A 12,143-nucleotide genomic window follows, 5' to 3' on the forward strand; every position below is an offset into this window, starting at 1 on the left:
TTGGAATGAAAAATTTTAATGTCCCATTTCACTCAACCTTGCTTTGACTCCCGGTTCTAACTTAGTCAGTCCCCATAGCTTGCCTTCGGCTATCGCCTTTGATCTGCTTTTGCCTTTTAGCGTAGCTTCACGGATCGCGATCAACGCTCCCACGCGGTTACCGCTTGAGCAGTGGATCAGAGCCGGATCCTTGCCGATGGCAACGATGGCACCATCGAGCCTTTTGGCATTCTCTTTGGTGAGGTCTGCAACGCCGCTGACCGGAATCGAGATGTAACTCATGCCGAGCGAGCGCACGTGTTTTTCCTCGTCCCAATCAATCTCGTTGGCTGGTCGGAGATTGACCACATGTTTGACTCCCTGTTTTGCCAAAGTGTCGAGCTGGCTTTTGGTCGGCTGCCCGCTAGAGTAGATAAACGGCTGAGGCTGGGTGAGGTTAGTCACGCCGAGTTTGGCCACCTTGGGCGATGCGTGGTCGTGGCTGGAGCATGATGCCAAAAAGGCAATAGCTGCAATCGCAGCGGCGGAGATTAGAGCATGTGAAGAATTCATCCCTCAAACTATCCACAATGATGTTCTGCGCAAATGAAAACCTCACGATATTCTATCCAATGGAGGGATCTGTAGCTGTGCCGAGAAGCGAATAAAACGGAATTTAAAAACAAAAACCATTGGAAAATCAATCGAGTTTGGCTAGTGTGAGCTTGTTATGAAACACATTACTACAATCATTCTAGCAATCGGAGGCCTCGCGGCACTTACCCTAACATCTTGCAACGCCGTTGCTGGCGCTGGACAGGATATTCAGCAGGGTGGCGCAGCTCTTCAAGGTGCAGCACATCGCGCTGCTCACTAATCTAACAAATACTTATATCAATGGAAGTGCCGGAACTCATGGCTTTTGAATGGTCATGAGCCCGGCACATTTTCCATCGCCTGATCAGCGTCTTGCCGAACGCGATCGGCCGACATCACGACCTGTGATGCGACAGCGTTGGACGCATTTACTTTTTCTACATTGGGAAATTGATTCCGCTCTGATCCAGTCCACTTTGCCGGACGGACTCACGGTGGATACCTTCGATGGTAAAGCCTACCTCGGAGTGGTTCCATTTTTCATGGAGCGGATTCGCCCGGTTTATTGTCCTCCCGTGCCTGGGGTTTCGTGGTTTCAGGAACTGAATTTCCGCACCTATGTGTATGATGCACATGGCCGACCAGGTGTCTGGTTTTACTCACTCGATTGCAATCAGTGGCTGGCGGTGAAAACGGCACGGAAGTTTTTTAATCTACCCTATCAGCACGCTCGGATGTCTGCCACGAAAAGGGATGGTGTTCTAACTTATCACTCTGCCCGGCTAGGCGATGATATCAGGCAGACGTTCCACTATCCTACGCAGCTGATCGATCCAATCGTCGCTGATCCGGAGACTTTAGAATTTTTTCTGCTAGAACGATACCGTTTGTTCAGCGTCGATCGCCTTGGCCAGTTGTATAGCGGTCAAGTGCATCACCCGCCGTATCGATACCAACACACGGAGATTTCCGGTTTCTCCACGTGGCTTTTCCCCTTGGCGGGGTTCGATGAACCAAAGACGCCTCCTGTTTCCACCATGATTGCGGAGCCGGTATCGGTGCATATCCATCCTCTCAAAAGGAGCGAAACTTCCCTGTGAAGCCGCAGCCGTGATGGCTAACAGCTTTTCGTAAGACAGATTGTCTGTGGCGGTGATCCGCAAGATTAACTCGACATGCATATGCCAATTTTCTAATCGTCATTGAAACAACTTAGAACGAACTATGGAAACGAACACCCCACCACCCATGCCACCTGCTGGCCCAGCACAGACGATTCAGGAATTTCTCGAAAGCACCGCCCAGCGCGACCGAGGTCACGGCGTCTTCGAGCTTGAGTCACCTCGGATGTTGGAAATCAACCTCAACGGGAAAATGAATACCAAGATGGGCTCGATGGTAGCCTACCTTGGAAATATCAGTTTCAAGCGCGAAGGGATGTTAGATCAAGGTGTCGGCAACCTTTTGAAAAAGGCGGTTTCCGGGGAAGGCATGCGCATTAGTTACGCAGAAGGACAGGGGAAACTTTATCTCGCAGACTCCGGGAAGAAAATCATTCTGCTGAAACTCCAAGGCGATTCCATCGTCGTCAACGGTAACGATGTGTTGGCATTCGAGTCATCACTTCAACACAAGATCACGATGATGCGGAAAGTTGCGGGTATGATGGCTGGCGGGCTTTTCAATGTGCGCTTTGATGGTAGTGGACTACTGGCGATCACCAGCCACTTTGAGCCGATTACTCTGCGAGTTACCCCCGATCAACCGGTCGTGACAGATCCGAATGCTACTATCGCATGGTCCGGCACTCTTGAACCGCAGTTGAAGACGGATATCTCATTCAAGACCTTGTTAGGCCGTGGTTCCGGGGATTCGATCCAGATGCTTTTCCAAGGTGATGGCTTTGTCGTCATCCAACCATACGAGGAAGTCTACCTTCAGGCCGGCGGTTAGAGTGCGCGGCACTCACGTTCTAACCACTCGAGCTCTTCATCATTCAGAAGTGGAGAGAGCTTCTCGAGCACCTCGGCATTATAGCTGTTGAGCCATTCCGTATGCTCTGCTGGCAGGAGCGAAGGTTCGATGAGATCGATATTGATCGGGCAGAAGGTCAGGTTTTCAAATTTAAAGAATCGACCGAAGTCGGTTTCTTGGCTGAGCACTGTATGCACGATGTTCTCGATGCGAATTCCGTGTGAGCCGGGGCGGTAACAGCCGGGTTCAATGGTGGTGACCATACCGAGTTTCATGCGTTCGCCGTTGGTCTCGGAAATGTTTTGGGGGCCTTCATGCACTTCGAGACCGAAGCCGACGCCGTGGCCGGTTCCGTGTTTGAAGTTCCTCCCTTGTTTCCAGAGGTTCTGGCGGCAAACTCCATCCAGCTGAGCTCCGGTGGCCCCTTCAGGGAACTGCAGGACGATAAGCTCGATCATGCTGCTAAGCACAGTGGTGTAGTCGTCCTTCTGCTCCTGAGTAGGCTCGCCCATGGGGATGGTGCGGGTTGTGTCAGTAGTGCCGTGCACGAAGTTTCCACCTGAATCGATCAAGAAGATGCTTTCAAGAGAAACAGGTTTGTCAGTGGTCTCGTCTACCGAGTAGTGGTTCAGCGCGCCGTCCGGACCGTAGCCCATGATGGAGTCGAAACTGACGTGGCGGAATCCATCGACCTCAGCCCGACAGGCTAACAGCTTCTTGCTTGCGGATAACTCGGTGACTTTTTCCCCGGCTTTCAGGCTGCGGTAAAGCCACACATAGAATTTCACCATCGCCGCACCGTCGTCGATGAGTGCTTGTTTCAGGTGTTTGATCTCGGTGGCGTTTTTGATGGCTTTGAGATCGGTAGCGATCGGGCGCCCCTCGATCTGGACGCAGTGGTCTGCAGCTTGTGAGAGTTGGTAGCTGAGGTAGTTAGGAACGATCAGCAAACGCGTTGTGTTATCGAGTTCCTTGAGAGCAGCACCGATGGCATCGTAGTCACAGATGGTGACTCCTGCGGATTCGAATTTTTCCCGTGCCTCCGTGGTGAGTTTGTCTGTATCCACAAAAAACAGAACCTCGTCCATGGTGACCAGCGTGTGGCAGTAGGGGGTTGGGTTGTTAGCAATGTCCGTGCCTCGGAAATTGAGCAGCCAGCATGATTCATCCGTGCGGCCTAGCAGATAGGCATTGAGTTTTTCTTCCGCCATTTTTTCGCGCACGGCGGAGATTTTCTCCTCGATGGTCTGGCCAGTGAATTCATCGGCTACGATAAACAGCTCACCTTTTGGGGGGGCAGGGCGGTCTTTCCAGATCGGGCTGATGAGCTCCAGTTCGCTGCGGATTTTCAGGCCGGCGGGTTGCAGGCTTTTGAGCCAGGACTTGGCTTGTTTCAGGCTCGTGTCATGACCGTTGAAAGCGACGGTCTGGTCATCGTGTAGATGTTTCTTCAGCCAAGCATCAATGCTGGGGACATCGAGGTCACTCGCACGCATCAGTTTGATCTCGGTGCCGTCCAGAGCCAGTTGGGCGGTCTGATAATAGCGGCTGTCGGCCCAGAGACCACACCATTTGGCCGTGACCACCATAGTTCCGCTGGAACCTTTCATCCCCGAAAGCCATTCACGACACCTCCAGCGCGGAGCCACGTATTCGTTGTTATGGGGATCGGTGTTGCCAACGATCAGGGCGTCGATATTTTCAGACGCCATCGCAGCGCGCAGACCGGTGAGCTTCTCAGAAACTTGCATGGAGAGAACAAAGCGAGCCGCCACCGATGCCTCAAGGGAAATCGTCCGAATGTGCCTGATTGCTAGAAGGCCTTGAGGTTTCTGTATAGCCTCATAAGGTGAGCTGACATGCAGCTTACCCGACCGACCGGTGCGTTCACCTCCGATGACGTGCTCAACCATTTTCTCGAATATCTCATCGATTCCGGAGTCGAGATGTATGATCATCAGGAGGAGGCGATTCTGGAGCTCTTCGCTGGCAACAACGTCATCCTCAACACCCCCACTGGATCAGGTAAGTCCTTGGTGGCGTTGGCCTTGCACTACCAATCGCTGTGCGCGGGGAAAACGTCTTACTACACGGTGCCGATCAAAGCCCTGGCCAATGAGAAATTCCTCTCGCTCTGCGGCACCTTCGGACCGGAAAACGTCGGCATGATTACCGGCGATGCCACGGTGAATCCATCCGCTCCCATCATCTGCTGCACCGCCGAAATCCTCTCGAATCTCGCTTTGCGCGAAGGCTCCACGGCGAAGGTGGACGATGTCATCATGGACGAGTTCCACTATTACTCGGACCACGAACGCGGTGTTGCATGGCAGTTGCCCCTTCTAACATTACCGCAATCACGTTTCCTGCTGATGTCCGCCACCATCGGGGATACTTCGTTTTTTCAGGAGGAAATGACATCCCTGACGAAAAAGGAAACCGTCCTAGTGCAGTCGGAGCAACGGCCGGTGCCACTCGAGTTTGTGTATTCGGAAATTCCTCTAACAGAGCAGGTGGCGGAGCTAGTGGAGAAGAACAAAGCCCCCGTATACCTCGTGCACTTTGCCCAACGCGCCTGTGCCGAATCCGCCCAAGCACTGCTCTCTAGCAACTTCTGCACCAAGGAGGAGAAACGCCAGATCTCCGAGGCCCTGCAACAGGCAAATTTCCGTTCACCCTACGGTAAGGAAATCAGCAAGCTGCTACGTCACGGCATTGGCATCCACCATGCTGGTTTGCTGCCGAAGTATCGTCTGTTAGTCGAAAAACTGACCCAACAGGGACTGCTGAAAGTCATCTGCGGAACCGACACTCTCGGCGTCGGAGTCAACGTGCCGATCCGCTCCGTGCTTTTCACCCAGCTCTGCAAATACGATGGCACCGGCACCAAAATTCTATCCGTCCGCGATTTCAAACAGATCGCAGGCCGGGCCGGTCGGCGTGGCTTCGATGACATCGGATACGTCGTTGCCCAGGCCCCGGCACACGTCATCGAAAACATTCGTCTCGAAGCCAAAGCTGCTGCATCCGCCAAAAACAAAAAGGTGGTCAAAAAGAAGCCGCCGGAAAAAGGCTTTGTCTCATGGAATGCGGAAACATTCGCCAAGCTCCAGACATCCCAGCCGGAGCCGCTGGTTTCCAGTTTCAAACTCCGCCATAACCTAATGCTCAATGTGCTCAGCCGGACCACCGAAGACGGCTGCCGCGAGCTGAAACGTCTGATCGAGTCCAGTCACGAAACTGAAGCCTCGAAGAGTAAAATCCGTCGTCACGCCCGCTCCATGTTCATCGCGCTAGTCAGGGGAGGGGTGCTCACCATCACGCCGCCGGCGGATCGCGCAGCCGGGGACAACGTGCCGAAAGTCAAACTGCACGTCGATCTGCAGGACGATTTCTCCATGAATCAGGCGCTTGGTCTTTATCTCATCGAAACCATCCCATTGTTAGATTCGGAAGCTCCCGACTACGCACTCAACGTTTTGTCCCTCATCGAAGCCATCCTCGAGAACCCGGTCGCCGTTCTCCGTGCTCAGGTCAACGAGCTGAAAACCGAACTCATCAACGAACTGAAAGCCGACGGCGTGGAATACGATCAACGCATGGACCAGCTCGAACAAGTCACCCATCCCATGCCCGGCAAAGATTTCATCTATGACACCTTCAATGAGTTCAACGTCAAACACCCGTGGATCGAGTCCGAGAGTATTCGTCCGAAATCGATCGCACGTGAGATGTTCATCGATTACATGTCATTCGAAGACTACATCCGGAAGTATAAGTTAGAGCGCTCCGAAGCCATCCTCCTGCGCCACCTCAGCGATGTTTACAAAGTCCTCAGTCAGACCGTGCCCCCGGCGTTAAAAACGGAAGAAGTCCTCGATGCCGAACGCTACCTCAAGGAGCACCTGACCACCGTCGACTCCAGCCTGATCGATGAATGGGAGGTCATGAGAGACCCCAACTACGTCAGGCCGGAGGACCGAGTGATCGCACCCGAAAAGGAGCGTCCGATCACTCAGGAAAAAGGTAAGTTTTCCCGCTTGGTCCACCATGAAATCTTCACTGCCGTGAAGCATCTCTCCGCCGACAATATCGCTGGATTTATGGATGTCTTTGAGCCGAGCAACGACTGGACCGCCGCCCGAATCGATGAAGTGCTAGACGCCTATTACGACGGCCGACAGCGCATCCGCCTCGACCCAGGAGCCCGGAACAAAAAACACACCCACACCGAAGTAATCGATAATCCCCGCCAATGGCGCATCAACCAAACCCTCTGCGATCCGGAAGCAAGAAACGATTGGTCACTCACACTGTTAGTAGACCTCCAGAAATCCGATGAGCAGAAGGAGCCAGTCATTCATCTCGAAAACCTAGGCCCTATCGTCTAACGAAATTGGCTGAAAACTAAAATCATACCAGTCGGGGTAGTATCCCATGGATCATTCTGGCACTTATGACAGATCAGCCCCGCCCTATCGACGTCTTTTGAAAAGCAGCAGTGCAGAACTTGCCAAGAGCAAGCTGCTAGATGGTTCAGGGACGGGTGCTAGGACTAGGCTGAAGTTGTCCAGAAAGGCGCTTTGGCCACCGGGGACTTGGGAATCAGCGCCATCAACCATAATGGCACTGACTTGGAGCGTATCGCCGGCCATCACACTGTTGAGGGTAATGCTGAATGGTGTGCCGCCGGCATTGAGGGATGCTGCTCCTCCGAGGTTTCCATCTGGAATGGTGGCGGCGATAAGATCGATCGTCGCCGATCCGGCAACGCCGCTCGAACTAAGCGTGACACCAAATGAAGCGGCTGTGAAATTAACCTCCCTGCCTGCAACAAAGCTCAATTGGTAAGAGCCGGAAGATGGTGCTAAAACCGACTGGGATAGATTGGCATTCGCCAACGGCTCGCCGCTACCACCTTGATCGCCTTCGAAAGACCTGATCCAGAGGCCAGCGCCAGTGCCAGGCGCTTGAGTGCCTCCCGCCCCAGTGTTGTTAGCATTGGCAAAGCCAGTTTGAAATTGAGCGGCAGGGTTGGTTCCGTCTGGAGAATTGACGGTTAACGTCCAGGGGCTGCCACTCGTCGTGCTTCCGCTGGTGGCTAGGTCGAATTCACCGTCAGTCAGTATGCTGGCTGCATGGACCATAGAGGTTGAACATAAAATACTTGTTAGGAGGTAGAGGGGTTTCATGGTGTTGTTGTTTTAGTTTGTTCCGATATAAAGCAAAACGCACTCTGCCAGCCGTCCTAGATCAAGGCAATCCAAAAGGATCTTCAAAATTTGTATCACGATGAACAAACAGACAGGGGGGATGGACTCCGCTTGCTTGCTTAACATGCAATGAAGGGGCTAGGGTGCTCTTGCGAAAGGAAACCTCGTCATCACATGGATCAGAAAACACTCACCGCCTACCACGAGGCTGGCCACGCCGTCATGGCTTTGCTCATGGGCCGCCCTGTGCAAAAAGTCAGCATCATTCCATCGCAGAACCGACTCGGTGCCTGCACCATGCAAAAAGGCCGAGCGAAACAGGTTCAGGACAAACTCGAAGCAGAAATGCTTATCCTGCTAGCGGGCATGGCCGCCGAAGGGCGTAAGTCAGGAAAATACAATATCACTGGTGCCGCCCAAGACCTGCGCATGGTGGAGAAGCTCGCCCTGTCCAGATCCGGCAACGCCCGCCAAGCCGAAAAACTCATTCACAAAACTCTCGATAAAACCCAGCATTTCCTGAGCAACAAAGCCACTTGGGAAGCCATCAAGGTCATCGCAGGCGAGCTGCTGGAGAATGAATCTATCAGCGGTCGCGCCGCCAAACACCACCTCACCATGGCCCAGGCCGAGAGCAAACAATAACCAAGCACTGCACAACGAGCTGTGCCCAAATGATCATCCTATGAAACAGATCCATTACGCCATCCTACTCGTGGTCATTGTGCTCTGTGTGGGATATTTTGTGATCAGAAATGCCGCGCTTCACAGAAGCGATCAGCTAGAGCAGGTCGCTCCGGAATTGGGCACCGCAGCGTCCGAAAACTATCAGGATCTCGAACAACTCAGAGGTGATGAACTCAAACAGGCACTTCACCAACGCATCAGAAACCACCGTGTGTTGACCTATGCCGAGTTATGGAACGCTTTGCGTGATCTTGACGCTGGAGAGGACGGGAAGGTGGTGCTGATCTACCAAAGAAGCCAGCGAAGCTCGTCTGAAAATGGCGGCAATCAAGGTGACTGGAACAGGGAGCATCTCTGGCCGAGAGCCTATGGTATTGGCCGATCCAGCATCGCCAATACCGACCTGCACCACATCCGAGCCTCAGATGTCGACGTCAACGCGAAGCGTGGACACCTCTACTTCGATGAAACCGACGGAGAGGACTACGGAGGAAAAAGATACTCGTCCGATGCCGACTCCTGGGAGCCGCCGAACGAAGTGAAAGGGGATATCGCACGGGCCCTATTCTACATGGCGGTGCGATACGAGGGTGATGAGGCAAACGCCACCGACTTAGAAATTTCTAACACCCCCGACATCAAAAACCGCCAACTCGGAAAACTTAGTATTTTGTTAGAATGGCACCATTCAGATCCAGTCAGTGATGAAGAGCGGGCAAGAAACAACAAAATATACCGTAGCTACCAAGGCAACCGAAACCCCTTCATCGATCATCCTGAATTCGCGGATCGTGTTTTCAAAAACTGAGTCTAATTCAAAAGCTTGGAGGTCTCACAAACGAAGGTGAACACCTCTAGTGCTTTCTGGAAGTAAGCCTTGTTGGTGACTTGACCTCGATCTCGAAGCTGTCAATGATCACCCCGCTGTCGAGTCCCGATAGTTCAACGGATAGAACAAGGGTTTCCTAAACCTTAGATCTGGGTTCGATTCCCGGTCGGGATGCTTCCTATTTGATCCAAATCCCTCCATTTTATATGTGTTTATGGGGTTTGTTTAGGTCGGTTGCCAAATTGACCACTCTTAAGTATTCTCACCTTTTCGGGGCATTTCTTAGCTGAAAGCGGTTACAAACTGGTTACATTTTCTACGAAAAAGAAGTGAAGGATGAAAGATGAAGGGGTTCCAATGAAATCATAGGGTTCCGAGCTGACGTCCAATGCTGTCGTTTTACCATAACCCTACGAGCATTTACGAGCAGACAGGGAGTTTCTGCAGTCCCTAAAGAGTGAATTTTCTGACGCCATAAAAGGTATCCAAGTTGGATGGCCGCGCTCACAAATGTTAACTAAGGCTAACGCTTGAGACTCTTAAGGGTGGCAACCTGATGATTAAGTGATGGCATTTTCTTTAACCTATTCGAAGGCGAGTTTCGGGAGCAATACGGGAGTTAGGGTGATTAACCCCATCTCTCACGCGATCGCGTATGTGTCGGTAATTACTCTTGTCTGACTATGCAGCTCTGTTAGTTTTGTCAGCGTGCCTCATTGTGGGATACGCCGATACGAGTATTAAGAAGATCAATGAGCGGCTTGATAAAATCATGAAAAAACTATTACTATCAATTTTGGGATGCGGAGTGTTGGCAAGCTGTGCGTCTTCTTCCGGTGTCGTGCCGATGGGTCAAGACACCTATATGGTCGCAAGGTCACTGAAAAGTATTCGCGGCGACTCAGGCCGAGTGAAGGCAGAGGCCATCAGGGAGGCTAACGAGTTTTGCTTAAAACAGGGCAAGGTGATGAAAATCATCGATACGAATCAAAAAGATATGCAGCCGTTTCGATCTGATGCTCAGGCCGAGATTCAGTTCATGTGCCTTGATCCAAATGATCCAAGGTTGAAATAAGCGTGATAAAAATTAGACACATGAAAACGATAATTACGTTGGCTATAATACTGGCTTCGTCTTTTTGCATGGCGAGTCCGGCAGTTGATGAGGAGTATGGAGATTTACCGGAAAAAGAAAACGGGGAGGGCGGAATTCATGTTTTTTACCTTCACCTAGCGGGGACTGAGAGCATATGTCATCCCGATCAAGGGGTTTTTGATCGCTTTATGAAGCTCGATAAGCTCAATCGGAAAAGGGCAATGGCGATAGCTAAATTTTGGCATAGTAAAGCCAAGTCCAACCACCGTGAGGAAATGCATGAAAATCTAAAAAGTGCGGTATCTGATGGTTACAAAAAATATCCGCATCCAAAGAATGATCTGGCGAAGAGGACAGAGTACACGCTAGCTCTTGTCAGGAAAAAAGATAAGTGGCTCCATTACTCTTATCTGTATGAAAATTGGGCGCGAATAGCGGCGATGATCGATGCTAATATTAAGGCGGAGGAAAGAGGAGACGGTGAGTAACCGCTGATTGTACTGCTCATTCCCATCATGAAATAATCGTTGATATACTGTGTGATAATGAAAAATGATGAACTTATTGAGAAATCATAAGGTCTGAGGCTGCCACTTGTACACGGTGGCCTTGCCCGGTGATTGTTTGCTATGGCGTGTTCCCCTGCGGTGGATGGTGATTATTTTCATGCCCTCTAATTGAGCAAGGATGCGGTGGGCGTTTTTCATATCGGTTCCGAGACGTCTTGCTAGATCGGCACAACTGAGGAAAAACTCTCCTCTAGGGCATTGACTGTTCTCATGGTGGGCTAGGTCGCGGCAGATACGGTATGCCTCGCGTTGGAGAGATGGTAGTCCGGCGAGGGCTGTTTGCTCATTATTTGGAAGCTCTTGAGTCCATCGTCTATGCGTAGCGTCCAAATGCGATTCTGCCTCTCTCATGTGTTGCTCCAGACTGTCAGCAAATACGTCTTGGTTTACGTCATAGAACGCCTTGGCTAAATCGTGGGCGCGTTGCCTCGATACGGCACAGTTTAGAAAAGTCATCATACTCATTAGCTGACTGTTCCGTTCCCCTTGGCGCGGTGTGAACTTATGCAGGATGTAGGTTCGGTAGAGGTGCCAAAGGTCGGGATCTTGTTTGAGCCTGGCGAGTGCCGATTGAGCGAGTTGCTCTTTCTCGATGAGAGTGGGTGTGTGTCTCCGACTATTGTTATTCGTCTGTGTAATCTGTATCTCTGTATGATCTATACCATCTGTATCATCTATATGGCATGAACTGGAAAATCCAAGACCCCCCCACTGAATTTCTGAGAAGGCAATGAGCATGGGGCTGGCTGAAACGGCGATGCGGTAAGCCATGCCTTCGGGGTGAACTCCTTGAATTACAGTTTGGTTTCCGCTGGCTCGCCATTCTCCGATAGATTCCCCAGAGATGTTCTTGAGCCGTTGGCTTTTGGGATAATCGCTTGTTAGGATAATCCATAGATTAGCCCCTCGTTTGGCAGTGGTTCGCAGGGTATCGCGTAAAAATGGATTCAACTCTAAAAACTGGTTCAATGCGTCATCGTCATCAAAATCAATGCTGCATAAATTCTGAGAAATTTTGCCGAGAGAGACACCTCTGTTTCCATGAGTGTCGAGCTTACGTTGGTAGTCAGGGTTTTGAGTATCATCAAAAGTGATCGATTGCCATTTCTTGAGCATGGGAGCTTTCGAGTTTTTCCGTATCGGCAAGAGAACGGCTTTCACTCCAAGCAGCTCAATGGTTTGCTGTGGTGACATTGTTA

The 12,143-nt window shown here is 51.4% G+C and carries 12 protein-coding genes and 1 tRNA gene; 9 read left to right on the plus strand and 4 right to left on the minus strand.

Annotation, left to right across the window (positions count from 1 at the left end):
• Positions 1-15 precede the first annotated feature (15 nt).
• Complete coding sequence (locus ACSPJT_RS14810; protein WP_435893334.1) at positions 16-552, minus strand: fused DSP-PTPase phosphatase/NAD kinase-like protein; 537 nt, start codon at positions 550-552, stop codon at positions 16-18.
• Between the two features lie 157 nt (positions 553-709).
• On the opposite strand from ACSPJT_RS14810, the gene ACSPJT_RS14815 reads away from it, so the two are divergent.
• The 3 genes from ACSPJT_RS14815 (at position 710) to ACSPJT_RS14825 (ending at position 2,529) form a co-directional block, all read left to right on the plus strand.
• Positions 710-856 carry an entericidin A/B family lipoprotein gene (locus ACSPJT_RS14815; RefSeq protein WP_435893335.1) on the plus strand — a complete coding sequence of 49 codons (147 nt, stop codon included), beginning with the start codon at positions 710-712 and terminating at the stop codon, positions 854-856.
• A 55-nt stretch (positions 857-911) separates the two neighbouring features.
• Positions 912-1,676, plus strand: a complete 765-nt coding sequence (locus ACSPJT_RS14820) for a YqjF family protein (RefSeq protein ID WP_435893336.1) — start codon at positions 912-914, stop codon at positions 1,674-1,676.
• A gap of 124 nt (positions 1,677-1,800) precedes the next feature.
• Complete coding sequence (locus ACSPJT_RS14825) at positions 1,801-2,529, plus strand: AIM24 family protein (RefSeq protein WP_435893337.1); 729 nt, start codon at positions 1,801-1,803, stop codon at positions 2,527-2,529.
• On the opposite strand, the gene ACSPJT_RS14830 is transcribed toward ACSPJT_RS14825, so the two are convergent.
• Positions 2,526-4,463, minus strand: coding sequence for an aminopeptidase P family protein (locus tag ACSPJT_RS14830; RefSeq protein WP_435893338.1), 1,938 nt, complete (start codon positions 4,461-4,463; stop codon positions 2,526-2,528). The genes ACSPJT_RS14825 and ACSPJT_RS14830 overlap by 4 nt on opposite strands.
• On the opposite strand from ACSPJT_RS14830, the gene ACSPJT_RS14835 reads away from it, so the two are divergent.
• On the plus strand, positions 4,410-6,941 hold the full coding sequence (locus ACSPJT_RS14835) for a DEAD/DEAH box helicase (protein ID WP_435893339.1): 2,532 nt from the start codon (positions 4,410-4,412) through the stop codon (positions 6,939-6,941). The genes ACSPJT_RS14830 and ACSPJT_RS14835 overlap by 54 nt on opposite strands.
• An 84-nt stretch (positions 6,942-7,025) precedes the next feature.
• Here the strand turns inward: ACSPJT_RS14835 and ACSPJT_RS14840 are convergent, their stop codons facing one another.
• Positions 7,026-7,742, minus strand: coding sequence for a PEP-CTERM sorting domain-containing protein (locus tag ACSPJT_RS14840; protein WP_435893340.1), 717 nt, complete (start codon positions 7,740-7,742; stop codon positions 7,026-7,028).
• A 195-nt stretch (positions 7,743-7,937) separates the two neighbouring features.
• Here ACSPJT_RS14840 and ACSPJT_RS14845 point away from each other — a divergent pair, with 195 nt between their 5' ends.
• From ACSPJT_RS14845 to ACSPJT_RS14865, 5 genes are all read left to right on the plus strand, one after another.
• Complete coding sequence (locus ACSPJT_RS14845; protein ID WP_435893341.1) at positions 7,938-8,408, plus strand: cell division protein FtsH; 471 nt, start codon at positions 7,938-7,940, stop codon at positions 8,406-8,408.
• Positions 8,409-8,448: 40 nt separating this feature from the next.
• On the plus strand, positions 8,449-9,258 hold the full coding sequence (locus ACSPJT_RS14850; RefSeq protein ID WP_435893342.1) for an endonuclease I family protein: 810 nt from the start codon (positions 8,449-8,451) through the stop codon (positions 9,256-9,258).
• Positions 9,259-9,381: 123 nt separating this feature from the next.
• Positions 9,382-9,453 (plus strand) — tRNA-Arg (locus ACSPJT_RS14855).
• A gap of 598 nt (positions 9,454-10,051) precedes the next feature.
• On the plus strand, positions 10,052-10,354 hold the full coding sequence (locus ACSPJT_RS14860) for a hypothetical protein (RefSeq protein WP_435893343.1): 303 nt from the start codon (positions 10,052-10,054) through the stop codon (positions 10,352-10,354).
• A gap of 20 nt (positions 10,355-10,374) precedes the next feature.
• Complete coding sequence (locus ACSPJT_RS14865; RefSeq protein WP_435893344.1) at positions 10,375-10,863, plus strand: hypothetical protein; 489 nt, start codon at positions 10,375-10,377, stop codon at positions 10,861-10,863.
• Positions 10,864-10,947: 84 nt separating this feature from the next.
• On the opposite strand, the gene ACSPJT_RS14870 is transcribed toward ACSPJT_RS14865, so the two are convergent.
• The gene (locus ACSPJT_RS14870; protein WP_435893345.1) at positions 10,948-12,138 is read right to left on the minus strand and encodes a bifunctional DNA primase/polymerase; all 1,191 of its coding nucleotides are present in this window, start codon (positions 12,136-12,138) and stop codon (positions 10,948-10,950) included.
• Positions 12,139-12,143: the final 5 nt, after the last annotated feature.

Source organism: Oceaniferula spumae (assembly GCF_042849255.1).
GTDB classification, from domain to species: domain Bacteria; phylum Verrucomicrobiota; class Verrucomicrobiia; order Verrucomicrobiales; family Akkermansiaceae; genus Oceaniferula; species Oceaniferula spumae.

Bases quoted from the DNA above. Each gene is read 5' to 3' on its own strand.
- ACSPJT_RS14825 (WP_435893337.1), top strand. From the start codon at position 1,801: ATGGAAACGAACACCCCACCACCCATGCCACCTGCTGGCCCAGCACAG.
- ACSPJT_RS14810 (WP_435893334.1), bottom strand. From the start codon at position 552: ATGAATTCTTCACATGCTCTAATCTCCGCCGCTGCGATTGCAGCTATT.
- ACSPJT_RS14845 (WP_435893341.1), top strand. From the start codon at position 7,938: ATGGATCAGAAAACACTCACCGCCTACCACGAGGCTGGCCACGCCGTC.
- ACSPJT_RS14860 (WP_435893343.1), top strand. From the start codon at position 10,052: ATGAAAAAACTATTACTATCAATTTTGGGATGCGGAGTGTTGGCAAGC.
- ACSPJT_RS14865 (WP_435893344.1), top strand. From the start codon at position 10,375: ATGAAAACGATAATTACGTTGGCTATAATACTGGCTTCGTCTTTTTGC.
- ACSPJT_RS14870 (WP_435893345.1), bottom strand. From the start codon at position 12,138: ATGTCACCACAGCAAACCATTGAGCTGCTTGGAGTGAAAGCCGTTCTC.
- ACSPJT_RS14815 (WP_435893335.1), top strand. From the start codon at position 710: ATGAAACACATTACTACAATCATTCTAGCAATCGGAGGCCTCGCGGCA.
- ACSPJT_RS14820 (WP_435893336.1), top strand. From the start codon at position 912: ATGAGCCCGGCACATTTTCCATCGCCTGATCAGCGTCTTGCCGAACGC.
- ACSPJT_RS14830 (WP_435893338.1), bottom strand. From the start codon at position 4,463: ATGGTTGAGCACGTCATCGGAGGTGAACGCACCGGTCGGTCGGGTAAG.
- ACSPJT_RS14840 (WP_435893340.1), bottom strand. From the start codon at position 7,742: ATGAAACCCCTCTACCTCCTAACAAGTATTTTATGTTCAACCTCTATG.
- ACSPJT_RS14850 (WP_435893342.1), top strand. From the start codon at position 8,449: ATGAAACAGATCCATTACGCCATCCTACTCGTGGTCATTGTGCTCTGT.
- ACSPJT_RS14835 (WP_435893339.1), top strand. From the start codon at position 4,410: ATGCAGCTTACCCGACCGACCGGTGCGTTCACCTCCGATGACGTGCTC.